Below are 22,668 nucleotides of genomic sequence, written 5' to 3' on the forward strand. Positions count from 1 at the left end.
CGTCAGACACTGCCTGCCGGCCGGCGTCGATGCCAGGGCGACACGTCGCATGCGCCGTCACACGCCGACATCGGCCGGTTCATTGACCCTGCGCGATCCGTGGCGCGTCGGAGGGCGTCGGCACATAGCGATAGCTCCGGTGCCGGTAGCAGTACCGGCTGTTGTAGCGCTTGTCCAGGTTCATGCCGTTGAACACCACGCCTTCGACGGCGCTTCCGACCTGGTTCAGGCGACGCACGCTTTCGTTGAGCTCGGCGAGCTGGCTGTGCTCGGCGCGTGCGACGAGCAGCACCACGTCGCAGGACAGCGCCACCGTCATCGCATCGGCGGCCACGAGCACCGGCGCGGCGTCGATGAGGACGACGTCGTAGTTCGCGGACAGGCGATCGAGCGTGCGCCGGAAACCGTCGGTCTCCAGCATGTCGGTCGGGAAATCGGGCAGGCGGCCGGTGGGCAGGAGGTCGAGATTCGGTCGCACGCCGGCGCGGATGACGTCTGCGTCACGGACCTGCCCGCTGAGCAGTTCGGACAGGCCCGGCGCGTTCTCCAGGCCGAATTCGAAGTTCTTGCGACCTCGGCGCAGGTCGGCATTGACGAGCAGCACACGCCGTCCGGATTGCGCCAGCACGGCGGCCAGGTTGCCGGCGACGAAGCTTTTCCCGACGCCCGGTGTCGCGCCCGTGATGAGGATCCGGTTGTTGACGGCCTGCTCCTGCAGTGCCCTCAACATGACCCGCAGGCTGCGCAGGGCCTCGATGGGCTCGCTGTGCGGGTACACATCGGCCAGGAGCGGCGAGCCGGACGCGGCGCCGGCACCACCCTGCTCCAGCAGCTTCTGCTGGGGCGCGTGAGGCAGCACGGCATACACGCTCAGGCCGGTCGACGACTCGATCTCGTCGGGATTGCGCACGCCGGGCTTGTTGCGCGTGCGCAGGATCGCCCAACCTGGGCCGGTCAGCAGACCGAGGGTCAACGCCAACGCCATGATGAGCGACTTCTGCGGTTTGACGGGCTCTTCGGCCAGCTCCGCCCGGTCGAGCAACCGGACGTTGCCGATCTTCCCTTCCTTCACCAGGCGCATCTGCAGCATGTTGTTCTGCATCGACTGGTAGAGCGCGCTGTTCACGTTGACGTCGCGTTCCAGGCGCAAGGCATCGCGCTGGATGTTGGGCATGCTGGCGATGCGTGCATTGAGCGCCTTGAGCTCGCTCTGGACCGCGCCGATCTGACGATCCAGCATCAGGGTCCGCGGGCTCTGGTCGGTGAAGTTGACTTCCGTGGCCCGGCGCTGCTGCTGCAGATCGAGCAGGCCGCCTTGCAGCGCCGCCGTCCGGGCGAGCCACACCTTCGCCTCTTCCTGGTAGGCGACGCTGCCGTTCTGGTTCCTGAACTTGGCGAAGGCGTCCTCGGATGCCTGCAATTGCCGCTCGAACACCGGCAATTGCGCATCGAGGAACGCCAATGTCTTCTCGGCTTCGGCGGACTTGCGCGCCATGTTCTGCGTGACGTACTGACGACCGATGGCATTGAGCGACCACGTCAGGCGTTGCGGATCGGTGTCGTCGAGGACCACCGAGATGACGTTCGACTGCTTTCCCTGTTCGGTCAATTGCAGCCTGGACTGCAATTGCTCGATGGCACGCATGCGGGAAGCGACGGAGACGGTGAAGGCCGCGCCCGCCAGGCCATCGAGTCGCGTCATCACGATCTCGAATTCGCCGTCGGGCGTCGATTGCTTCAACGGCACGCCGACCTGGCCCTCGAGCGGGGTCGCGAGCAGCTTGTGGCGCACCAGGTAGCGGCCGTCGCCCCGCGCCAGCACGGTGAACGGACTGCTGTTCTCGAATGCCGCGGGCACCTGGAACCGCGCGACCTCGATGCGCTCGGTGCCGTGGACGTGATTCCCGAAACCCATGACACCGGGCTGCGACAGCGTCGTCGACATCCCGGCGAGCCAGGCGCCCACCACGGGCAGGTAGCGCGGGCGAGCGCTGATCCGCAATCCCACTTCGTCGACCGCCGCGCCCAGGACGAGCCGGGAGCCGAGCACCTGGATCTCGCCGGTGGCGGGTGTCTTGATGTCGAAGAGACCGGACGTCTCGTTGAGGAAGGTCTTGCTGTCGGGCGCGGACTCCTCGACCTGGATCAGCAGATTGCCCCGATAGACCGGCACGGCCAGTGTGACATAGAGCAGTCCGGCGACCAGCGCGAGCGCGACGATCGCGAGGATCGACCACTTGTGGTCGATGAGGATGTCCTTGTAATCCGACAGTCGCGGAACATTCTCCGATTCGACCACCAGGACGTCGGATTCATTGCGATGGGTCTGACGGATCACTGGATTCATGCGACAAGTTGAGTATCAGGAACCGACGCGGAAGGCCGGCGTTCGAGCGTAGATCATCGCGTGCATCTGTGGGCGATGACTTTGCCGCTGCCGTGTGATCGGACGATTCAAACATGGGAGACGGCATAGCAATTAAGAAGTTTCTGCCGGAAGGCCGAAGACTCGAATCGCGCGCGCGCGCTCGCCCTCGCATTCCGCCCGATGCGATGCCTGAGCGTGGCATCGTCGATCAACTGCGCGATGGTCCGGACCATCTCTTCCTCGGACGCGCAAAGGAACCCCGTCTTCCCGTGCTCGACGACGTAGCGATGCTGGGGACAATCCAGCACGACGCTCGGCAACCCGGCGGCGAGCGCCTGGATCAGCGGCAACGGATACCCCTGGGTCTTTCGGGGGACCACGTAGATCCAGCCCCTCGACAGCTTGTCCGCATGGACCAGGCGATCGCCGACCTCCGTGATCCGGACACCGGCCGCCTGGAAGCACTCCGTCATCGCGGCCGATGCGTCACCCAGCCATTCGAAGCCGATCCTCAGCTCCTCCGCGCTCAGCAGCACGGCGATCTGCGCGAGGTTGTCGGCAGTTCGTCGGTCGGCATCGCCGCCACCGCTGAGGACGGTCGGACTCGCCGACTCATTGCGCGGACCATTGAGGAAGGCCTCGTCCACCGGACTGCCCACCAGGTAGGTCGAGCCCCATGGCTCGGGCGGAAACGTCGCGTTGGCGGCCGCCTTCATGGGAAGCATGAGCGAGCGTGCGGCGTTGGCGCGCCGCCCATGACTCAATGGGAGGGTCGTGATTGAGCAGGAGTCGAGCGCGGAATAGACGACCTTCGATCTTGCGCCCGAATTCCTCAGGGCGAGCAGACCGATCACGTAAGAAGTGATGCCATGCAGGTGCAATGTGGAGGGCGGGCGTTCTGCGATCTCTCGGCAGCAGGCACGGTAGAAATTCCAGAATTTGAAATTCGCCTTACCATTTTTTACAAGCACCAGCGCGGCGTGCTCACGCAATGACTGAATGCCGTTCGAGCCGCTTCGATCGTCGATCGCCACGATCGTCTGGCGATGTCCGCTGCCCGACAGTTCGCAGGTCGCAGCCGCGAGGAAACTGCGCACCTTGTCGGTGGAATTGAATACCAGGTGCAATGTTCTGGACGAGGCGCCCGAATGGGAAGGCATTGAGGCCATGGGTGGCCGGACTCAGCGAGCGCCTTCTCTGAGCAATACCACCTTCACGGTCTTGAAAAGAATCGCGACATCGGAAAAGAAGGAATGGCTCTCGACGTACAGACGATCCAGCGCCACACGCTCCTCGTAGGTGGTGTTGTTGCGTCCGCTCACCTGCCAGAGCCCCGTCATGCCCGGCTTGACGCTGACGTAGTGCCAGCGGCTGGTCCCGTATTTCGACAGTTCGGCCACCGTGACCGGACGCGGACCCACCAGGTTCATTTCGCCGCGCAGGACGTTCATGAGCTGCGGCAGTTCGTCCAGGCTCGTCTTCCGAATGAAATGGCCCACGCCGGTGATGCGCGGATCGTTGACGAGCTTGCGGTCCCTTTGCCATTCGAGCCGCGCCTTGGGGTCGTTCTCGAGCAATTCGGCCAAGACCCGATCGGAATCCTGGCGCATGGAACGGAATTTCATGCACTTGAAAAGCCGACCGTCCTTACCGACCCGGTAATGGGCAAAGATGAAAGGTCCGCCATCCACGCGCCAGACGAGAAACGCGATGATCAGGAAGGTCGGCGCCAATGGCACCAGGAGGAGCAAGGCCAGAAACTGATTCAAATGAAGTTCGAAAGCGGCCTTCAATGCCGTCGAACCGGTGTCAATGCGTTTTTTCGTACGAGTTCGCTCGGAAATAAACTCAGCGACGTTGGCCATAAATGATTTAAGAAATTTGAAATCGATGGATAAGAATAAGACTTGCACCAGAAACCAGTGAAGTCCTACGTTGTCCAGAAGCACCAGTCGTGCTCAGTTGTCACAAGGTATATGAGTTGGATGAAATTATCGTCATTTGCGGTAGTTATAAAGTTTTAATTCTTACAAAATTTTACTATTTACCCGGCACTTACTACTTATGCATTACTTCCAGGGTTTATGGAATTGCCGTCACTAATTTGAGGCATTTTTAAATCCCTGCCTCGGCAAGTTTTCGCAATGACGACAGGCTTGCTCAATTCGCGAAGTCCAGTCTCCGAGCCGCTCGACCACGGCGTTGCCGATGCCCGGCCCGATCGGATGGACGGAAATGCGCCTGCAATCGAGAACGACACGAGGCCTCGATTCGCTAGACCAATGAAGCACCGAATGGCGCGGCTCGCACACCGCGCTTCATGTGCGAGCACTCGTGCGATGTCGGGATGCAGTGGCCACCGGTCACCGCCGTGGCACGCGCCACTTCGGAAAGGTGCGGGGCTGGAAACTCGCGGAAACGCCAGCCATCACCCCCCACGCATTGCGCCGGCCGTGCGGGCCCGTGCGCAGCATCCGGGTGATTGCGTTCCTCGTTTCGGGCATTCCCGTCCAAGCTTGCCCGAGTGCATCGCGCCACGGCACTGCCGGCGTGCACTGAGGTCGGCGAGGCGGCAGCATGTGGGGCATCGCACGAAAGTGGTGCGAACGCACTCGCCGCTCATTGCGATGGCGGTGCCTGTCAGCGGTCCAGCAGGTGGACGTCGAAGGTCTCGTCGGTGCAGCACACGGGCCCGAAGCTCGCCAGGCGCCGGGTCGCCGAGAGGAAGTCGGCCACCTGCGCGGGCGTGGTGGAGAACGTCCAGTTGTAGCCCTCGGTCACCGTCGCCGCGGGCGCGGGCGCGGCCGCGTCCAGGCGGTGCGCGAGCAGGATGATCACCGGGCGCTGCGTCTCGGCGCGCAGGCGCCGCGCGTCGGCCAGCACCTCGTCCAGGCCGAGCGCCAGGCGGGCCTTGCGCGTGAACATGACGACGTTGCCGAAGCGCTGCTCGCGCAGCAGGTAGATGCGGTTGGGCAGGTAGTGGGCGACCGACTCCACCAGGTAATCGGGGTCGGCCACGATGATGGCGTCGCGCAGTTCGGGCCGGCTCGCGACGAGCCGCACGAGATCACGGCTGCGGCTTTCGGGCGCCTGGACGTTGGTCATCGCCGCAACGCGGGAGGCACCCAATGCGACCTGCAGGGCCAGCAGGAGACAGAAGCACGTGAAGCCCGCCCGACGTGCCACGAGCCGGGCACGCGACGGTTCCGACGCGGGTGCGGACGCATCCGCGATCCAGTAGAGGCTCACGAGGAAAACCAGCCAGAGCGCTTGATGGCGGTAGTCGCCCCCATAGATCAGCGAGAAGAACACCGAGAGTCCGAGCAATGCGACGCCACCGGCGATGGCCGCCGCCGGTCTCGCCGCCAGACCGAGGACGCTGCCCACGAGCAGCAGCGACATCGCCACGTGCACGGCCAGCACCTGCGGGGCGTGCAGCAGCGACATCGACTTCAACCCCGCTTCCCAGACTGGATAGCCGGAGAGCTTCGGAAAGCCCATGGAGGGCAGCATCAGGGCCTTGGCCAGTGCCGCCAGGCTCCAGCCGCTCGCGTCCACGCGGGCGGCGTCGTTGAAGGGCGGGTAGATGGTGGCCGCGCACACCACCACTCCCAGCACCGCCAGCGCGGCGTTGACCCAGAAGTTGCGCCACGCCCCCGCGCGCAGCCCCGCCCCGCGCCAGCGCAGGTCGAGCAGCCAGAACAGGCTCAGCGCCCCGGCCAGGATGGCCGAGTGCACGTTGCAGTTGGCCAGCAGCGCCAGCACCACCCCCAGCGCCACCCCCCGGTCGCGATGGCGCTCGTAGAGCGCGGCGAACGCGAACATCAGCAGCATGGCGATGCCGTAGTTGCGCGCCATCACCGAGTACTCGTAGAGCGCCGGGCGCCCCAGCATGAACACCCCCACCAGCACCGCGCCGAACGGCGAGCGCCGCACCAGCAGCACCATCGCCGCCACCGCCACCGTCACCGAGACCACCGGCAGCAGCGCCGTCGCCGGCACCACCGTGGCGCCCGCGCGCAGCAGCAGGTACCACAGCGCGGGGTGGCCCTCCCCGTGCAGCCCCCGCAGCATCCCCAGCACCCCCTCGCCCTGCAGCGCCAGCGACAGCGCGCGCACCTCGTCGCGCCACACCACGTGCCGCGTCAGCAGCGCCAGCACCAGCGACAGCCAGACGGCCAGCAGCAGGACCTGGGTGCGCGCGCGCAACCGCGCCCGATCCTGAACCGGCTTGAGGCGATCGGTCTTCATCGTCTTCGGTGGAACCCTCTGATGTCCATGTGGCCTTGGCTTTCGCAGGTGCGCCGACACAAGCAAGAATCGGACGATTCTCAGTCTATCGACAGTCGGGAAAGTCGCCAGCACGCAGAACCGGATTGCCACGCATCGATGACCGATGCTAGGAACATGCGCGGTTTCAGACTTTGACTGCGCGGCATGCATGCGCCCGTCGACCGTCGCGGTCCGCGACGACCGCCGCTCCTTCTGCGGATGTCGGGTCGACCCCGACCCCACGTGCGACGCACGCTCTGGATGTCCAGCGTCGCAGCCGCCTAGCCCGCGGCGGCTTCGGCCAACGCGCGCTGTCCGAGGATCGCGCCCATCAGCCCGGGAAACCGGGCGTCCAGTTCGGCACGCCGCAATTGGTTCATGTGCGTCGTGCCGGCGCATTCGGTCCGGATCAGCCCGGCCTCGCGCAGCACCCGGAAATGATGCGACACGGTCGACTTCGGCCGGCCGCCGTCCAGGTCGCTGCAGCGCGCACCGGACACATCGGCCAGGCGACGCACGATGTCCAGGCGCACCGGGTCGCTCAATGCGTAGAGCACCCGCTCGAGGATCAGCTCGTCGGCGGCGGGATGTTTCAGGGGACGCATGGTCCTGATCATAGACCTCGGGTTAGACTCAGTCGATAGTTCGATAACTATCGAACTTACGAAACACGTCTTTTTTTTCCATCACGTCCGAGGAAGTTCCATGTCCGCCTTGTTCCAACCCTTCACGCTCAAATCGGTCACGCTGCGAAACCGGATCGCCGTCCCGCCCATGTGTCAGTACTCGGCCGTCGATGGCCGGGTCGGCGAATGGCACCTGAGCCACTACGCCTCCCTGGCCCGCGGCGGCGCCGGTCTGGTCGTCGTCGAAGCCACCGCCGTCGCACCCGAAGGCCGCATCACGCCCGGCTGCGCGGGCATCTGGAGCGACGACCTCGCGCAGGCGTTCGTGCCGATCGTGCGGCAGATCAAGGCCGGCGGCGCCGTCCCCGGCATCCAGATCGCGCACGCAGGCCGCAAGGCGAGCGCCAATCGCCCCTGGGAAGGCGACGACCACATCGCCGAAAGCGATTCGCGCGGATGGCCCACGATCGCACCGTCAGCGATCGCCTATGGTCCCGGACTTGAGCGGCAGCCGCGCGCCATGACGCTCGACGACATCGACCGCGTGCGCCAGGACTTCGTCGATGCCGCGAAGCGGGCGCGAGACGTCGGCTTCGAATGGCTGGAACTGCATTTTGCGCACGGCTACCTGGCGCAGAGCTTCTTCGCCGCCGCATCGAACCAGCGCGACGACCGCTACGGTGGCAGCGCCGAGAACCGTGGCCGCTTCCTGCTCGAGACGCTTGCGGCGGTGCGCGAGGTCTGGCCCGACCACCTGCCGTTGACGGTGCGTTTCGGCGTGCTGGAATTCGACGGGCGCGACGAGCAGACCCTGATAGAGTCGATCGAATTGACGCGCGGGTTCAAGGCGGCCGGACTCGACATGCTGAGCGTCAGCATCGGCTTCTCGACGCCGACGGCCAAGATCCCGTGGGCGACCCCCGCGTTCCTGGGCCCGATCGCCGAGCGCGTGCGCCGCGAGGCCGACCTTCCCGTGTCGTCGGCGTGGGGCTTCGGCACCCCGGCCTTGGCCGAGCAGGCCGTGCGCGACGGGCAGCTCGACGTGGTCATGGTCGGCAAGGCGCATCTGGCCAACCCGCACTGGGCCTATGCGGCCGCCAGGGAACTGGGCGTCGAACGCGCTTCGTGGACGCTCCCGGCCCCGTACGCGCACTGGCTCGAGCGGTACTGAAGCTGCGCGGCGTGCGTCGCGGGTCGCGGGTCGTCGGACATCCGACGCGTTTCCGCGCCTCACCCGTGTCGTCACCCGATGCACACTCCGTGCTCCGGTCGACGTCCCACTCCGCGATCCGGCCGGGTCGGCAAGTCATCCGTTTTTTTTGTCCGACGGCATTGGCATCGCCCGGGCATTGAAATGGACGGCGCCGACATGGCGCGACAAATGACGCGCGGCATGGCCAATGCGGCAATTCCCGATCACGCCGTCCGACTCGACGAAAGCGTGGAACGGATCGGTCGAAACCGTCGGTGGTGCTTGGGACGCAAAGTCCGCATCGCGCGATCGCATGGAGAAGCGATGTCGACGCCATCGTCTCGATGCCGGTAAGTGGGCACGCGCCGACACCGCGGTGCGCCGGCCATCGGCCGCACTGGATGGGCGCGCTGCCATCGGCAGGCCATGGAATGCAAGCCCTGGAATTCGCGCGACTCCCCCGATCGTCTCCATAGGAAAACTTACGTTCGAGAAACAAATCGCCGTCAAATTCCGGGGGCGCATCTTTTCTAATTCCTTATCGCCATCGGCGCATGCCAATTCGTTCCGCACGACGGAAAGTCCGATCAATGGATGCAACGCTAAACCGCATAGACTCGGCGCTCCGCTCAACTCAAACTCAGGTGATCATGACGAAGACCTACGCCCAACTTACCCGCGAGATCCAGGCCCTGCAGGCGCAAGCCGACAAACTCCATCAATCGGAGAAGAAGGACGTGATTGCCAGACTCAACGAGTCGATCGCGCAATTCGGGTTGAGTGCGCAGGACCTTCGTTTTCCGGGCACCTCGGCGGCGTCATCGTCTTCCGTCGCGTCGTCGGCATCGACGCGTTCGCGTGCCTCGTCGCGTTCGGCGGCCTCGGCCAACGAGGTCAAGTACAGCGACGGTCCGGGACGCGTCTGGGGTGGTCGGGGTCCGCGCCCCGCCTGGTTGCGTGAGGCGATCGCCCAGGGCCGCAGCCTGGAGAGCTTCGCCGTGGGCGCCGGCAAGTCCGCGCGCCGCGCCGTCGGTGCGAGCGCCCCGGCCAAGGTGTCGCTGCCGCCGCGCTACGGCCACCCCAAGACCGGCCAGACCTGGAGCGGACGGGGCCCGAAGCCCACCTGGCTCAAGCAGGGCCTGAAGAAACGCGGCGCGTCGATCGACGACTTCCTGCTCTCCGCGACCGCGTCGCCGCAGGCCCAGGCACCGTCCGATGCGTCACGCAAGCCCGCGCCGGTCCAAAAGGCAACGGCACCGCGTGCGGGCGCCGCCAACGCCAGCACCACGAAAGCGCCCACGGCCGGCACCGGCGGCAAGGCACCCTCGCCGAAGCCGAGGGCTGAACAAATCGGCGGGAGCGCCCAGGCCACGCCCGCCGCCGCCAGCAAGACCCGCGTCGCCGCGCCGGCGAACAAGTCGGTCGCCGCCCCGTCCCCGGCCAAGCCCCGCAAAGCGCCGGGCCAGGTGGCGTCCAACACGCCCGCCGGCGCCACCGCGACCCCCCGTGACGGCGAGAAGCCGACCCCTGCGAGCCCGGCCGGATCGGTGAAGAAACCCGCTTCCGCGAAGCGTGCCGCGGCCGCCGCGCCCACCTCGGCCGTCAAGCGCGCCCCGGCGCCAGCGAAGAAGGCCGCGCCGGCCCGGAAGAACCTTCCCGCGTCCATGGCGCCAACCACCGAACCGGCGCCTGCGTCCGCGAACGTGAACGGACAGACCTCGCCCGCGCCCGCGCCCACGATCCCGTCGGGCGAGGCCGAGGACCGGGCAACGACCGCGGGTCACTGAGCGCGCACGCGACTCGGTCCCGTGGCGAGGACGACACCTCGTCTTCGCGCGGCCCTTGCAACGCCGATCCGTCGTCGCCTCAAGATGCCGCGAGCTTGTCCTGCGTTCGGGTGTCGAAGTCGGTGGCGTCGTGGCGCTCGTGGAGCTGGCCCGAAGGCTCGCCCCCCGTGCGGTTGACCATGCGACCACGCTGGACGGCCGGACGCGCCGCGATCCGGTCCGTCCAGCGCTGCACGTTGGCATAGGCCTCGACCTGGAGGAACTCGCCCGCCCCGTAGAGCTGTCCCTTGGCGAGGGCGCCGTACCAGGGCCAGACGGCCATGTCGGCGATCGTGTAGTCGTCGCCCGCGAGAAAGGCGCTTTCGGCCAGGCGCCGGTCGAGCACATCGAGCTGTCGCTTGACCTCCATGGCGTACCGGTCGATCGCGTACTCGATCTTCGACGGCGCATAGGCGTAGAAATGGCCGAAGCCGCCGCCCAGGAAAGGCGCACTGCCCATCTGCCAGAACAGCCACGACAGGCACTCGGCGCGTCCGGCACCATGCGCTGGCAGGAACGCGCCGAACTTCTCGGCCAGGTACAGCAGGATCGCGCCGGATTCGAACACCCGCACCGGCGTCGGGCCGCCATGGTCCACCAGCACCGGGATCTTGGAATTCGGGTTGGCCGCGACGAAGCCGCTGCCGAACTGGTCGCCGTCGTTGATCCGGATCAGCCAGGCGTCGTACTCCGCCGCGCCATGGCCGAGCGCCAGGAGTTCCTCCAGCATCACCGTCACCTTGACGCCGTTGGGCGTGGCCAGCGAGTACAGCTGCAGGGGATGGCGGCCGACCGGCAGGTCCTTGTCGTGCGTCGCGCCCGCCGTCGGGCGGTTGATGCTCGCGAAGCGGCCGCCGGTGGCGGGCTTCCAGGTCCAGACGTTCGGCGGGGTGTAGGCAGGCAAATCGTTCATCGATCGGTTTCCTCGGCAGCGACGCGTGCGACACCGGCGCCGTCGCGGCGCATCCGCATCGGGCCTGTCGCATCGAAAGGTTCCAGGCTAACAGTTGCGGCACCGTGGAGAAAGGCGCTGGCGGCGCCCGCTCGCCCCCCACACCGCCCGGTCGGGAACCGACGTCACCCTTCGCCGCGCAAAACCGGCGCCGTCGCGGCGGCCAGGGCCGGCGCGCGTTCGCGCGGTGCTTCGGCGACGGGACCGGTGCGCTCCGGGGACGGGCTGTACGGGGTGCGGCCGCATCCGGATTGGCCGTGCCTGCCGCGCCTGCGCTCGTCGCATGACCGCACGCAGCCCCGCGACCGGGCCGGGTCCGGGCAACGCCCTCACGCGGCCTGCAGCGCCCGGGTGCGCACGACCTTGCGCACTACCCAGTCGCGGGTGAGGGTGTCGAACGCATGGAAGTGCGCCGACGCCAGGTGCGCCGAGATGGCCGCGGAGTCGTCGTAGAGCTCGTACAGGAAGAATGCACCCGCGTCGCCGGGGTCGCGGCAGACGTCGAAGCGCCTGCAGCCGGGCTCCTCGCGCAGCGACGTGCGGGCGTTGAGCGCGATGGCGTCGGCGAAGGCTTCCGCGTGGTCGGGATGGACCTGGAAGTCCACCAGCAGGGCTTGGGTCATGTCGAAGGTCCTCGCGTCCGGGCGGATGCGCCCGGCAGGGTGTGCCACATCGGCGAAACGCCCGATCTTGCCCCGGATGCGGACACCCCGGCGCGGTGCACGGGCTCCGGCTCGCGGGAACGGCCTCCTGGGCGGGACCCGGACGACGCGCGGCGCGACGTCCCGGAGGTCGCGCGGCTCAGGGTGCCAGGTGCGACAGCACCAGCCCACGCAGGACCGGCAAGCGGCCGGTGAAGAAGTGATCGGCGCCCGGCACCACGACCACGGGCTGGCCATGAGGCCGCGCCCAGTCCAGCACGGCGGCGAGGGCCACGCGCTCGTCGCGCTCGCCATGCACCACCAGCGCGTCGGCGAGGCCCTGCGGCGGCGCGAACGCACGCCCGTCGCCAACGGGACCCGAGGGCATGCCGGCGAGGCAGACCCGCCACGCCGGCACGCCCTGGTCCTCCAGCGCGCGGGCCACGCGGGCCTGCACGAAGGCGCCGAAGGAAAAGCCGACCAGCGCGAGCCGGGCGCCGGGGTGCGCGTCGCGCAGCGCGGCCTGCAAGGCGACGACGTCCCCGGCCTCCCCGACGCCTCCGTCGTGGACGCCGGCGCTGCGTCCCACGCCCCGGAAGTTCGGGCGCGCCACGGCCCAGCCGACCTCGCTCAGCGCGCGTGCGAGCACCTGCGGCACCTTGTGCAGGGCATGCCCACCGAGCAGGGGCTGCGGATGCGCGACGATGGCGATGCCGCCGTGCACCGGGCCGCGCGCGGCGTCGACGACCACCTCCATCGGGCCCGCGGGTCCTTCGATCACTTGCACGCCGGAACGCGCGAGGTCGGGCGGCGTCACCGGGGTCGCTCCGTCGTCGACGCAGCGCCCGGGGCCAGGTGCCGCAGGGCGTGCGCGGCACGGTGGGCGAGGGACGACGCCTTGCCGGCGACGCCCAGGCCATCGCGCGTCACGGCACGAGGCCCGGTCTCGTTCGGCAGCGGCATCGTCATGGGCGACGTGGCTCCATGGTGTTGGGAGCACCGATCGATCCGGCCGTGACGAGTCACATCGCCCCCCCGGCCGCGATCGCCGCTCCAGGCCGAGCGTCCTACGGCATGACCATGTCGAGGCGCGTGGCACGGGTCCGACGCGCGAGATGCTGCACCGCGTGCGATACCCGCACCGACCGACAATCGCCTTCCCATGCGAGAGTGCAGGGCCGGTGGTGGCGGCTGCCGAGGTTTCTGCCAGCCCATCAGTCGGGTCCCCGCGGCAGGTGATCCCCACATACAAGGTGCAGTCGCCCCATCCGGCGCGCCGCGTGCGCGCTGTCCCGGAAGGTGCCTGCGATCAGGCGCAGGCCGCCCGCCCGGCCACCTGCGCGCAGCCATCCGATCGCGGCGTAGTACCGGCCGCCCGGCTCCCGCTCGACGGTCACGACGACGATCTCTGGCTCCGCGGACATGGGTGACTCCTGGCGTTGAATGCTTTTTAATTCTGCTTGAATCCTGTAGGAAAAAACCTTCATTTCCGACGAAAAATAACGCTTTCGACCCCCACGCGACGATCCGTGGCGAATCCCGGACCGCCCTTTCTTCCTGAACGAAGCAGCACATGCTTTCCACCTCCGATGCTCACGCCGGTATCGAGCGCGTCGAGTCCCTGCTCGCGTCGGCCCGCGATGCCATGAGCGACCTCGCCGCGCAGATGGCGCTTCTGAACCTCCATCTGCTCGCACTGGACCGCGACGCCCCTCAAAGCGACGCCGTCATGTCGCAGGCGCCGCCCGATCCGGCCGGACGCGCCGGCGCACGACCGGACTGACGGCGCCGCGGGCTGCGTGCCCCGGCTCCGGGCGGACCGCGACGGCGAGGCACAGTGCGTCCAGTCCCCGCCGTCCGACCTGCCCCCGCGTGGATCCGGCGGAGGCCCGGGCATCGCGACAGCCGACCCGGGCTGCTCAGGATTCCAGTGCGATCACGCTCAAGGCGATGATCGAGAACACCACCCAGGCCACGACGTTCAAAGGGTCCGCGGGCAGGACGCGCTGGACCTGCTCGTTCAGTCGATTCGATTCCGTGATCAGGTCGTCGAGGCGCACCGGATCGCCGAGAAGGGCCTCGGCGTGCGCGTTCCACCGCGCGAGCTCGGCGATGATGTCCTTGAGCTCGGCATCGTCGGGGACGCTGTCCTTGCTGTCCATGGCGCGCATCGTAGCGAATCGCGGACCGCCTTTGAAGCAGTTCCGGGCGCCGCGCCGGCGGCCGCCGGGCATCGACCGGCGCGAGCTCCGAGGCCACCCGGCCCGGACGCCGCGTACCTTCAGTGACGGTAGGACTCGTCGATCCGGTCGAGCAGGCGCAGGTAGGCGGGCCAGTCGTGCGTCGCGCCGGCGTCCGGCTCCCTGAACTGGCGCGCCACCTTAGCGGCCAGAGCGTCGTCGCACTCGTTCAGCGCGGTGCCGCCGGCCTGGGCCGCGACCTGGGCCTGGCAGGCCCGTTCGAGGTAGTACATCAGGTCGAAGGCCTCGCGCACGGTCTCGCCCGCCGTCAGAAGGCCGTGATTGCGCAGGATCATCGCGCGGTGGGGCCCCAGGTCGTGCACTAGGCGCGGCTGTTCGTCGAGTTCCAGCGCCACGCCTTCGTAGTCGTGGTAGGCGAGCGAGCCGTGGAAGCGCATCGCGTGCTGGGACAGCATCAGCAGGCCGCGCTTCTGCGCCGACACCCCGATGCCCGCGGCGGTGTGGGTGTGGATCACGCAGGCGAGGTCGTGGTTCGCCCGGTGGATGCAGCTGTGGATCACGAAGCCGGCCGGGTTGCAGCCGATGCCCGTCGCGTCCTCCAGCACCCGGCCGTCCTGGTCGACGCGAACCAGGCTCGAGGCCGTGATCTCGTCGAACATGAGGCCGTAGGGATTGATGAGGAACTCGGCCTCGGTGCCGGGGACCTTGGCCGAGACGTGGGTGTAGATCAGGTCCGTCATGCGGAAATGCGCGAGCAGCCGGTAGCAGGCCGCGAGGTTGACGCGCTGCTCCCATTCGACGGCGCCGACCCGGTCGCGGACGTCCGGAAAGACATGGTTGTTCTTCATGGGATGCCTCAGTAGCCGACGGCCTGGCCGTCGCGGCGGGAATCGGAGGCCGCGATGTACCCGTTCTCGGTGTGCTGCACCAGTTGGGCGCCGCCGAAATCCAGGCTGTCGCGACCGGCGACCGTGACCTCGTGTCCCCAGTCCGCGAGGGTTCGCGCCACCTCGGGAGGAATGTCGCATTCCAGGCCGACACGGCCGTCGTCGACGCGGAAGCGCGGGGCATCGCTCATGGCCTGCGGGTTCTGTCCGTGGTCGGCGAGCCGGGTCATCATCTGGACGTGGCCCTGGGCCTGCATCGCCCCGCCCATGACGCCGAACGCCATGACGGGCGCGCCGTCCCGGGTGATGAAGCCGGGAATGATGGTGTGGAACGGACGTCGCCCGGGCGCCAGTTCGTTGGGGTGGCCCGCCGCCAGGGAGAAGCTTTCCCCCCGGTTGTGCAGGGCAATGCCGGTGCCCGGCACCACCACGCCCGAACCGAAGCCACGGTAGTTGGACTGGATGAACGACACCATCATTCCCGAGGCGTCGGCGGCCGCCAGGTAGACGGTGCCGCCGGTGCGGGGCGTTCCCGCCACGGGCGTCGCGGCACGCTCCGGCGCGATGAGGCGCGCGCGCTCGGCGAGGTAGGCGGGATCGAGCAAGGCCTCCGGCCGCACCCGCATCGAGACCGGATCCGACACGTGCGCGTGCAGGTCGGCGAACGCGAGCTTCACGGCCTCGATCTGCAGGTGATAGAACCGGGCGCCGTCGAGCGGGCCCAGGTCGACGTGCTGCAGCATGCCCAGCGCGATCTGCGCGGCGATGCCCTGGCCGCTGGGTGGGATCTCGTGCAGGGTCATGCCGTGGTAGTCCTGCGCCAGCGGCGTGACCCAGTCGGCGCGGTGGGCCGCCAGGTCCTCCAGCGTCAGGCTGCCGCCGGTGGCGCGGGCGTGCGCGGCCATCGCCTCGGCCAGCGCACCGCGATAGAAGGCCTCGCCACCGGTCTCGGCGATGCGCTCGAGCGTGGCGGCCTGCTCGGGGAAGCGCCAGGCATCGCCCGTCCGTGGCGTGTGGCCGCCGGGCGCGAAGGCTTCGGCGAAACCGGGCTGGTCCTTGAGGAGGGGCGCCTGCGAGGCCCACTGCCGCGCGATCTGCGGCGACACGGCGAAGCCGTGGCGCGCGTAGTCGACCGCGGGCTCGAACAGCCGGGCGAAGGGAAGCTTGCCGAAGCGCTCGGAAAGCGCCTTCCAGCCCGCCACCTGACCCGGCACGGTCACCGAATCCCAACCCGTCGCCGGCATCCGTTCCCGGCCGGCGAAGCGCTCGCGGGTCCAGCCCGCGGGCGCGCAGCCCGTCGAGTTGAGCCCGTGGAGGGTCGTGCCGTCCCAGACCATGGCGAACATGTCGCCACCGATGCCGTTCATCACCGGCTCGACCACCGTCAGCGTGATGGCCGCGCCCAGCGCGGCGTCCACCGCGTTGCCGCCGGCCAGCAGCATGCGCAGCCCGGCCTGCGCGGCCAGCGGCTGGCTGGTGGTGACCACGTTGCGGGCCAGCACGGGGCTGCGCTGCGAGCGATAGGGAAAGTGGTGATGGTATGAACTCATGGATCCTTCGGGGGGCTGTGGTGGCTACTGCAGACTGATGCCGGCGGTGCGCACCAGTTTTTCGGTCTTGATCGCGTCCAGGCGAACCATGTCGGCGAAGGCGGGGACGCTCATGGGCGTGACCTCGGCACCGGTGGCCTGCAGCTTCTCGACCAGCTTGGGGTCCTTGAGGCTCTGGGCCAGCACCGTGCGCAAGCGCTCCAGCACGTCCTTCGGGATGCCCTTGGGGGCGACCATGCTGTACCAGGGATAGAGGTCGTAGCCGGGGTAGCCCTGCTCCGCGATCGTGGGCGTGCCCGGCAGGATCGCGGAGCGGTGCGCCGACGTCATGCCCAGCGCGTTGAGCTTGCCCGACCGGACGTGCGGCAGGCCCGTGACGATGGTGTCGAAGTACACCGAGACCTGCCCGCCGAGCAGCGCGGGAATGGCTTCGTTGGCGCCCTTGTAGGGGATGTGCAGCATCTCGATGCCGGTCATCTGCTGGAACAGCTCGGCGGCCAGGTGCGACGTCGTGCCGGCTCCGAACGAGGCGTAGGTCAACTTGCCCGGATTGGCCTTGGCGTAGGCGACGAGTTCCGGCACGGTCTTCGCCGGCACGGACGGGTTGGCCAGCAGGACCAGCGGCGTGATGCCGATGAGGCCGACCGATTCGAACGATTTCGGCTCGTAGGGCAGCTTGGCGTAGAGGTACTGGTTGGTGACCAGCGTGCTGTTGGTGCCGATGAACAGCGTGTAGCCGTCGCCCGGCGAGCGGTAGGCGGCTTCCGCGCCGATCATTCCCCCGGCGCCGGCCCGGTTGTCGATCAGCACCGGCTGGCCCAGATCGGCCGCCATCCGTTCGCCCACCGCGCGCGCGATGCTGTCGGTGCCGCCGCCCGGAGGAAACGGAACGATCAGCCGGATCGGCCGCGCCGGGAAGCCGGCCGCGGATTGCGCCAGGGCGCCACCGCTGGCCGCGAGGGTCAGCAGGACCGTTCCGGTGGACAGGATCTGTTTGAGAAAAGCACGCCGCATGATTCACTCCTTGGGTTGTCGAGCCACCGCGCACCGGGATTTCCGGCGACGTCAAGGCTTGAAAACGACGAGCAACTTTCGTACCAATGAAATTTAGCACAGTAAATTTCATTTGTACGAATATCGTGCATGGCGGGCCCCATCCCGGTGAGCACCGGCAGGGGTCGCCCCGTGACGGACCCGGCCCGCGCTTTCCTAGCTTTCCTAATACGAGGGCGGCGTGACCACCCAGAACAGTTCGCAGGGCGTGGTGCCGGGATTGCGGTAGCGGTGCGGCGCGGTGCTGGGGAAACTGAAGCTGTCGCCTTCCTGCAGCAGGAAGAACTGCGCGTCGACCCAGAGTTCCAGGCTGCCGCGGATCACGACACCGGCCTCGTCGCCGGCATGGTCGTACGCATGCCCGCTGTCGGCGCCCGGCGCCATCACCGACCACAGCAGCTCGAGCGGGCCGTCCAGGGTCGGCGACAGCAGGTGGTCGGCGATGCCGGAGGCGAAGGACAGCTGGCGCCGGTGCGTCTTGCGCACCACGATGCCGCCGTCGGAGGGCGCCACGGCCTCGCCCTGGGGAAAGAACCAGCTGATCTGCACCTCGAGGGCCTCGGCGATGTGATGCAGGTCGCTCACCGTCGGCGTGCTCAGTCCACGCTCCATCTGGCTCAGGAAGCCGATCGACCGATCGCAGGCGGCGGACAGCTGCTTCAGCGACAGGCCCTTGGCCTTGCGCAGGCTCTTGACCTCGCGCCCCACCCAGCCCATCGGATCGGCCGGGCGGGACGACGGCCTGGCGTTCTCGGGCGACGGGCCACTGGCGGGCGGAGCGGAGGTTCTTGTCGTTTTCATGGTGCTGTCTTCTCGATGGAGGGGCATCGTAGCGCCTCGATCCACGGACGCATCGGCCGTTTTAGTTTTCATTCAAATGAAATTCATGTTGATTTATTTCATTTGCCGAATAAGATGACACCCTGCCCTCTTCCCTGCCAACCTTCCACCGAGACCGTCGATGCTTCAAGCCGTCAATCCGAACGCCCTCCTCGAATCCCGCCGTCAGGCGGCGTGTCCCCGCGGCGTGGGCGTGCAGACCCAGGTCTATACCGCCCGCGCGCTGAACGCCGAGCTCTGGGACGTGGAAGGTCGGCGCTTCATCGATTTCGGCAGCGGCATCGCGGTCCTGGCCACCGGTCACCGCCATCCGCGCATCGTGGCCGCCGTGCGCGCGCAGCTCGACGCCTTCCATCACACCTGCTTCCAGGTCACGCCCTACGAAAGCTACGTCGCGCTGTGCGAACGGCTCAACGAGATCACGCCGGGCGACTTCGCGAAGAAGACCGCGCTCTTCACGACCGGGGCCGAAGCGGTCGAGAACGCCATCAAGGTCGCCAAGGCCGCGACCGGGCGCGGCGCGGTCATCGCCTTCTCGGGCGCCTTCCACGGCAGGACGCTGCTGGGCATGGCGCTGACCGGCAAGGTCCACCCCTACAAGGCGGGGTTCGGCGCGATGCCGGCCGATGTCTGGCACGTGCCCTTTCCCGCGGAGGCCCTGGGCGTGAGCGTCGAGGACAACCTGGTCGCGATCGAGCGGCTGTTCAAGGCCGACGTCGATCCCAAACGCGTGGCGGCGATCGTCATCGAACCGGTGCAGGGCGAGGGCGGCTTCTACATCGCGCCGCCCGAACTCCTGCGGCGCCTGCGCGCGCTGTGCGACCTGCACGGCATCCTGCTGGTGGTCGACGAGGTCCAGACCGGCTTCGGGCGCACTGGCTGCCTGTTCGCCCTGGAGCATTCCGGCGTCGAGGCCGACCTGCTGACGATGGCCAAGAGCCTGGCCGGCGGGTTCCCGCTCTCGGCCCTGACCGGCCGCGCCGAACTGATGGACGCCGCCGCGCCGGGAGGCCTCGGTGGCACCTACGCCGGCAACCCGCTCGCCGTGGCGGCGGCGCTCACGGTGCTGGACATCGTCGAGGACGAGTCGCTGACGCAGCGCGCCCGGGTCCTCGGCGCGCGCCTGACCGATCACCTGACGGCGCTCGCCGCGCGGCTGCCGCAGATCGCCGAGGTGCGCGCGCTCGGCGCGATGGTGTCGGTCGAGTTCAAGGACCCGGCGACCGGCGTTCCCTTGCCGGAGGTCGCCCGGCGCGTCCAGGACGTGGCCCTCGGCAAGGGCCTGCTGCTGCTGAGCTGCGGCGTGCACGGCAACGTGCTGCGCTTCCTGTTTCCCCTGACCATCGAGGACGCGATCTTCGAGGAGGGCCTGGGGTTGCTGGCCGCGTCGTTGCTGGCGTCCTGAACCCGACAGCGCCCGGCGCCATCGCCCTGACCACCGGACCCTCCATGAAGCTGATCGCCGTCGCGGGCACCTACCTCTACACCACGCCGATCGAGGCGCTGCTGCGCGAGCGGCTGCCGGACTGGCGCATCGTGCGGTCCACCGACGAGGCGGCGCGCGACGCGAGCGTCGCGGTCTGCTGGGACCAGCCCGACGGCACCTGGGCGCACCTGCGGGCGGTGCGGCTGATCCATTCCATCGGCGCGGGCGTCGACAACCTGCTGCGCGATCCCGCCCTGCCCCCGGACGTCCCGGTGTGCCGCGTGATCGACCCCCGGCATGCGCAGCGGATGGTCGAGTACGTGCTGTGGGGGTCGCTCCACTTCCATCGCGGCTTCGACATCGCGCAGCGTCACCAACGCCAGGGCAAATGGCAGCGGCCGCCGAACCGCGACGCCGAGGACATCGCCATCGGTGTCATGGGGCTGGGCGAGATCGGCTCGGCGATCGCCCGGGCGCTCGTCGCCCAGCGCTACCGGGTGCGCGGCTGGGCGCGCTCGGTGCGCCGGGTCGAAGGCGTCGAGGTCTTCGCCGGCGACGACGGCCTGGGTGCCTTCCTGGACGGGCTGGAAGTGGCGGTCTGCGTGCTGCCGCTCACGGCCGCGACCGAGGGCATCCTGTCGCGGCGGCTGTTCGACCGGATGACGCCGGGGGCCAAGCTGATCCAGTGCGGTCGGGGTCCCCACCTGGTGGAGGACGACCTGATCGCCGCGCTGGATTCGGGTCACCTGGGTGGCGCGATCGTGGACGTGTTCGACAGGGAACCGCTCCCGGCCGGGCACCGGCTCTGGGCGCAGCCCGGGCTGACCGTCACGCCCCACATGGCCGCGGTCCTGCCCATGCAGGCGGTGGTGGCGCAGATCGCCGACAACGCCGAGCGCCTGCTCGCCGACCAGCCCCTGCTGCGCCGGGTCGACCGGACTGCCGGCTACTGACGGGACCACCGGCGTCCGGCGTCCGGCGCCCCGTCCGCGACCGCGACCGCGACCGCGACCGCACTCAATCGAACCGCGTGATGAATGTCACGTGGAACGAGCCCGGCTCGATCGGATGGAAATGGACGTCGCCGACGGCGACGGACTCGTTCCTCAGGCGCGATTCGTAGCGATAGTCGATCGCCAAATCGCGCCGGTTCGTCAGGTTAGAGCCTTCGAGCTCGATGCGGCTCGACCGGTCGATCCGCCAGCCGATGCGGCCGTTCAGCGTGGCGGTGGCCGCCGAGCGCACGCGGTTGTCCTCGAACAGCAGCCGCGGTCCGAAGTGGCGCAGCTGCAGGGCGCCGAAGCACGCACCGATGCGGTCGACGGCCAGCGCGATCGACGCCACGCCCTCGACGGCGCCCGGAATGCGGTCGCCGGCCGGATCGAAACCCCTGAACCGGGCCGGGGCGAAGGCCACGTCGGCGTCGACGGTGAGCCCGTCGGCCGGCTTGTCGTCGTTGGAGAATTCGATGCCCGTGCGGCGGCTAGGCCGGCCCGCGAACGTCGTGCCGGCATCGCCCGCGAAGACGAGTTCCGACGCGAAATCCAGGCGGTAGAGCGAGAACGATCGACGGCTTCGGCGGCATCGGACCGTGTCCGTCAGGCCGAGATCAGCCGCAGGTCGAACACGCGTTCGACCAGCCACAGCGTGGCGAGCGCGATCGCCAGTACCGATCCGCCCCGCAACACCACGGCCGGATAGGCACGCCAGCGCCGCAGCGCCAGCAACGCCGCCAGCACCACGCTGACGATCGCCAGCTGTCCGGCCTCGACCCCCAGGTTGAATCGCAGCAGTGCGGACGCGAACCCGAGCGCGGGCAGGTCCAGCTCGCCCAGGACGCTGGCGAACCCGAAACCGTGGATCAGGCCGAACAGGAACGAGAACAGCCGGCGCCGGCCGCGCAGCACCGGATGGAGGTTGTCGAGCGCCGCGACCATGATCGTCAGGGCAATGGCCGGCTCGACCACGCGCGGCGAGATCGTCACCAGCTGGAAGCTGGCGAGGGCCAGCGTGATCGAGTGGGCGATGGTGAACATCGTGACCAGGCCGACCATCGGCCAGACGGCCTCGCACCAATGGGCGACGGGCTCGCGATCGCCGTCGGCGCGGCGGCGCAGGACGGCGGGCAGCAGCAGGCAGACCAGGAACAGCACGTGGTCGTAGCCGATCAGGATGTGATGGACGCCGTCCCGGAAGAAGCCGTCGCCGGGCGCGCGGGCGTCCGCCGGCGGCGGCGCGTCCGCCACCGCGACCGCCACCGCCGCCCCGGGCCAGTCGACGACGACGGCGGCGGCCGCGGGGTCGAGCGAACGCAGGGACGGCGCGGCCCCGCCCGTGCTGCCCGTGCCGCCCGTCCCGCCGGCCACCCGCAGCAGACCGCGGTGCGTCGGATCGACCTCCCGGAACAGGCGGTACTCGACCTCCAGCGTCGCCGCCGGCTGGCAGCGCGACCGGAACGCCAGCACGAGGTAGGCGCCGTCGACGCGGTCCTCGATCGCGGCCGGCGCCGCCGGCGCCAGGACGCAGCGCCCCTGTTGCAGGCGCAGCCGCGCCAGGGCATAGGCCTGGATCTCGTCCAGCCGGGTGCGGACCTCGCCCCAGGTCAGCTTGCGATCGGCATCGCGGTCGAGTTCCAGGACGGCATCGAGGTCGCGCAGGGCAACGTCGAGTCGCACGTCGAGCACGTCGCCACCATCGATGCCCTCGCCACGGGCGAGCTGGAGGTACGCGTCGCTCGCCTTGTGGGCCAGCGCCGGCGCTGGCGCGACGCACAGCCACGCCAGGCACGCGGCCAGGACGACCGACGCCGCCCGACGCACGCCATGGCGCCAGTG

General features: G+C 68.6%; 22 protein-coding genes and 1 pseudogene. 5 read left to right on the forward strand and 18 right to left on the reverse strand.

Annotation, left to right across the window (positions count from 1 at the left end; genetic code table 11):
- Positions 1–79: 79 nt before the first annotated feature.
- The 5 genes from NF681_19340 to NF681_19360 all read right to left on the reverse strand — a co-directional run bounded on the left by NF681_19340 (position 80) and on the right by NF681_19360 (position 7,245).
- Entirely contained in the window at positions 80–2,347 is a 2,268-nt protein-coding gene (locus NF681_19340) for a polysaccharide biosynthesis tyrosine autokinase (protein ID UST55899.1), read from the reverse strand.
- A gap of 107 nt (positions 2,348–2,454) precedes the next feature.
- Positions 2,455–3,528 carry a glycosyltransferase gene (locus NF681_19345; protein UST55900.1) on the reverse strand — a complete coding sequence of 358 codons (1,074 nt, stop codon included), beginning with the start codon at positions 3,526–3,528 and terminating at the stop codon, positions 2,455–2,457.
- A 21-nt stretch (positions 3,529–3,549) separates the two neighbouring features.
- The gene (locus NF681_19350; GenBank protein ID UST55901.1) at positions 3,550–4,317 is read right to left on the reverse strand and encodes a sugar transferase; all 768 of its coding nucleotides are present in this window, start codon (positions 4,315–4,317) and stop codon (positions 3,550–3,552) included.
- A gap of 691 nt (positions 4,318–5,008) precedes the next feature.
- Positions 5,009–6,619 carry a hypothetical protein gene (locus NF681_19355; GenBank protein UST55902.1) on the reverse strand — a complete coding sequence of 537 codons (1,611 nt, stop codon included), beginning with the start codon at positions 6,617–6,619 and terminating at the stop codon, positions 5,009–5,011.
- A 302-nt stretch (positions 6,620–6,921) separates the two neighbouring features.
- Positions 6,922–7,245 (reverse strand): helix-turn-helix domain-containing protein, encoded by a 324-nt coding sequence (locus NF681_19360; GenBank protein ID UST55903.1) that lies wholly within the window; start codon positions 7,243–7,245, stop codon positions 6,922–6,924.
- A 100-nt stretch (positions 7,246–7,345) separates the two neighbouring features.
- On the opposite strand from NF681_19360, the gene NF681_19365 reads away from it, so the two are divergent.
- Entirely contained in the window at positions 7,346–8,437 is a 1,092-nt protein-coding gene (locus tag NF681_19365; protein ID UST56015.1) for an NADH:flavin oxidoreductase/NADH oxidase, read from the forward strand.
- A 135-nt stretch (positions 8,438–8,572) separates the two neighbouring features.
- On the opposite strand, the gene NF681_19370 is transcribed toward NF681_19365, so the two are convergent.
- Positions 8,573–8,773: a hypothetical protein gene (locus NF681_19370; GenBank protein UST55904.1), complete on the reverse strand. Its 201-nt coding sequence runs from the start codon at positions 8,771–8,773 to the stop codon at positions 8,573–8,575.
- Between the two features lie 335 nt (positions 8,774–9,108).
- Between NF681_19370 and NF681_19375 the strand changes: the two are divergent.
- Positions 9,109–9,551, forward strand: a pseudogene (locus NF681_19375) (H-NS histone family protein).
- A gap of 773 nt (positions 9,552–10,324) precedes the next feature.
- Here NF681_19375 and yghU read toward each other — a convergent pair.
- The 5 genes from yghU to NF681_19400 form a co-directional block, all read right to left on the reverse strand.
- Positions 10,325–11,197 (reverse strand): glutathione-dependent disulfide-bond oxidoreductase, encoded by an 873-nt coding sequence (gene yghU, locus NF681_19380; protein ID UST55905.1) that lies wholly within the window; start codon positions 11,195–11,197, stop codon positions 10,325–10,327.
- 368 nt (positions 11,198–11,565) lie between these two features.
- Positions 11,566–11,859: an antibiotic biosynthesis monooxygenase gene (locus NF681_19385; GenBank protein ID UST55906.1), complete on the reverse strand. Its 294-nt coding sequence runs from the start codon at positions 11,857–11,859 to the stop codon at positions 11,566–11,568.
- 178 nt (positions 11,860–12,037) lie between these two features.
- Positions 12,038–12,634: a hypothetical protein gene (locus NF681_19390; GenBank protein UST56016.1), complete on the reverse strand. Its 597-nt coding sequence runs from the start codon at positions 12,632–12,634 to the stop codon at positions 12,038–12,040.
- A 56-nt stretch (positions 12,635–12,690) separates the two neighbouring features.
- Positions 12,691–12,846 (reverse strand): hypothetical protein, encoded by a 156-nt coding sequence (locus tag NF681_19395; protein UST55907.1) that lies wholly within the window; start codon positions 12,844–12,846, stop codon positions 12,691–12,693.
- A gap of 245 nt (positions 12,847–13,091) precedes the next feature.
- Positions 13,092–13,301: a hypothetical protein gene (locus NF681_19400; GenBank protein ID UST55908.1), complete on the reverse strand. Its 210-nt coding sequence runs from the start codon at positions 13,299–13,301 to the stop codon at positions 13,092–13,094.
- A gap of 149 nt (positions 13,302–13,450) precedes the next feature.
- Here NF681_19400 and NF681_19405 point away from each other — a divergent pair, with 149 nt between their 5' ends.
- A complete protein-coding gene (locus NF681_19405; GenBank protein UST55909.1) occupies positions 13,451–13,660 on the forward strand; it encodes a hypothetical protein in 210 nt (69 codons plus the stop codon).
- Between the two features lie 136 nt (positions 13,661–13,796).
- Here NF681_19405 and NF681_19410 read toward each other — a convergent pair whose 3' ends face one another.
- The 5 genes from NF681_19410 to NF681_19430 form a co-directional block, all read right to left on the reverse strand.
- Entirely contained in the window at positions 13,797–14,039 is a 243-nt protein-coding gene (locus tag NF681_19410; GenBank protein ID UST55910.1) for a hypothetical protein, read from the reverse strand.
- A 119-nt stretch (positions 14,040–14,158) separates the two neighbouring features.
- Positions 14,159–14,926: a class II aldolase/adducin family protein gene (locus tag NF681_19415; protein ID UST55911.1), complete on the reverse strand. Its 768-nt coding sequence runs from the start codon at positions 14,924–14,926 to the stop codon at positions 14,159–14,161.
- 8 nt (positions 14,927–14,934) lie between these two features.
- Entirely contained in the window at positions 14,935–16,515 is a 1,581-nt protein-coding gene (locus NF681_19420; protein ID UST55912.1) for a gamma-glutamyltransferase family protein, read from the reverse strand.
- A 24-nt stretch (positions 16,516–16,539) separates the two neighbouring features.
- A complete protein-coding gene (locus tag NF681_19425) occupies positions 16,540–17,529 on the reverse strand; it encodes a tripartite tricarboxylate transporter substrate binding protein (protein ID UST55913.1) in 990 nt (329 codons plus the stop codon).
- A gap of 204 nt (positions 17,530–17,733) precedes the next feature.
- Complete coding sequence (locus NF681_19430; protein UST55914.1) at positions 17,734–18,369, reverse strand: cupin domain-containing protein; 636 nt, start codon at positions 18,367–18,369, stop codon at positions 17,734–17,736.
- 160 nt (positions 18,370–18,529) lie between these two features.
- On the opposite strand from NF681_19430, the gene gabT reads away from it, so the two are divergent.
- Together gabT and NF681_19440 are read left to right on the forward strand one after the other, a co-directional pair.
- A complete protein-coding gene (gene gabT, locus NF681_19435; GenBank protein ID UST55915.1) occupies positions 18,530–19,813 on the forward strand; it encodes a 4-aminobutyrate--2-oxoglutarate transaminase in 1,284 nt (427 codons plus the stop codon).
- 44 nt (positions 19,814–19,857) lie between these two features.
- Positions 19,858–20,787 carry a glyoxylate/hydroxypyruvate reductase A gene (locus NF681_19440; protein ID UST55916.1) on the forward strand — a complete coding sequence of 310 codons (930 nt, stop codon included), beginning with the start codon at positions 19,858–19,860 and terminating at the stop codon, positions 20,785–20,787.
- A gap of 64 nt (positions 20,788–20,851) precedes the next feature.
- On the opposite strand, the gene NF681_19445 is transcribed toward NF681_19440, so the two are convergent.
- Positions 20,852–21,478: an SMP-30/gluconolactonase/LRE family protein gene (locus tag NF681_19445; GenBank protein UST55917.1), complete on the reverse strand. Its 627-nt coding sequence runs from the start codon at positions 21,476–21,478 to the stop codon at positions 20,852–20,854.
- The gene (locus tag NF681_19450) at positions 21,433–22,653 is read right to left on the reverse strand and encodes a HupE/UreJ family protein (GenBank protein ID UST55918.1); all 1,221 of its coding nucleotides are present in this window, start codon (positions 22,651–22,653) and stop codon (positions 21,433–21,435) included. The genes NF681_19445 and NF681_19450 overlap by 46 nt, the downstream gene beginning before the upstream one ends.
- Positions 22,654–22,668: the final 15 nt, after the last annotated feature.

The organism is Comamonadaceae bacterium OTU4NAUVB1 (assembly GCA_024372625.1).
Taxonomy (GTDB): domain Bacteria; phylum Pseudomonadota; class Gammaproteobacteria; order Burkholderiales; family Burkholderiaceae_C; genus Variovorax.

What these genes read in the sequence shown, in the direction of transcription:
- NF681_19340 (UST55899.1), bottom strand. Translation starts at nt 2,347, where the DNA reads ATGAATCCAGTGATCCGTCAGACCCATCGCAATGAATCCGACGTCCTG.
- NF681_19345 (UST55900.1), bottom strand. Translation starts at nt 3,528, where the DNA reads ATGCCTTCCCATTCGGGCGCCTCGTCCAGAACATTGCACCTGGTATTC.
- NF681_19355 (UST55902.1), bottom strand. Translation starts at nt 6,619, where the DNA reads ATGAAGACCGATCGCCTCAAGCCGGTTCAGGATCGGGCGCGGTTGCGC.
- NF681_19360 (UST55903.1), bottom strand. Translation starts at nt 7,245, where the DNA reads ATGCGTCCCCTGAAACATCCCGCCGCCGACGAGCTGATCCTCGAGCGG.
- NF681_19365 (UST56015.1), top strand. Translation starts at nt 7,346, where the DNA reads ATGTCCGCCTTGTTCCAACCCTTCACGCTCAAATCGGTCACGCTGCGA.
- NF681_19370 (UST55904.1), bottom strand. Translation starts at nt 8,773, where the DNA reads ATGCGATCGCGCGATGCGGACTTTGCGTCCCAAGCACCACCGACGGTT.
- yghU (UST55905.1), bottom strand. Translation starts at nt 11,197, where the DNA reads ATGAACGATTTGCCTGCCTACACCCCGCCGAACGTCTGGACCTGGAAG.
- NF681_19385 (UST55906.1), bottom strand. Translation starts at nt 11,859, where the DNA reads ATGACCCAAGCCCTGCTGGTGGACTTCCAGGTCCATCCCGACCACGCG.
- NF681_19390 (UST56016.1), bottom strand. Translation starts at nt 12,634, where the DNA reads ATGGAGGTGGTCGTCGACGCCGCGCGCGGCCCGGTGCACGGCGGCATC.
- NF681_19395 (UST55907.1), bottom strand. Translation starts at nt 12,846, where the DNA reads ATGACGATGCCGCTGCCGAACGAGACCGGGCCTCGTGCCGTGACGCGC.
- NF681_19400 (UST55908.1), bottom strand. Translation starts at nt 13,301, where the DNA reads ATGTCCGCGGAGCCAGAGATCGTCGTCGTGACCGTCGAGCGGGAGCCG.
- NF681_19405 (UST55909.1), top strand. Translation starts at nt 13,451, where the DNA reads ATGCTTTCCACCTCCGATGCTCACGCCGGTATCGAGCGCGTCGAGTCC.
- NF681_19410 (UST55910.1), bottom strand. Translation starts at nt 14,039, where the DNA reads ATGGACAGCAAGGACAGCGTCCCCGACGATGCCGAGCTCAAGGACATC.
- NF681_19415 (UST55911.1), bottom strand. Translation starts at nt 14,926, where the DNA reads ATGAAGAACAACCATGTCTTTCCGGACGTCCGCGACCGGGTCGGCGCC.
- NF681_19420 (UST55912.1), bottom strand. Translation starts at nt 16,515, where the DNA reads ATGAGTTCATACCATCACCACTTTCCCTATCGCTCGCAGCGCAGCCCC.
- NF681_19425 (UST55913.1), bottom strand. Translation starts at nt 17,529, where the DNA reads ATGCGGCGTGCTTTTCTCAAACAGATCCTGTCCACCGGAACGGTCCTG.
- NF681_19430 (UST55914.1), bottom strand. Translation starts at nt 18,369, where the DNA reads ATGAAAACGACAAGAACCTCCGCTCCGCCCGCCAGTGGCCCGTCGCCC.
- gabT (UST55915.1), top strand. Translation starts at nt 18,530, where the DNA reads ATGCTTCAAGCCGTCAATCCGAACGCCCTCCTCGAATCCCGCCGTCAG.
- NF681_19440 (UST55916.1), top strand. Translation starts at nt 19,858, where the DNA reads ATGAAGCTGATCGCCGTCGCGGGCACCTACCTCTACACCACGCCGATC.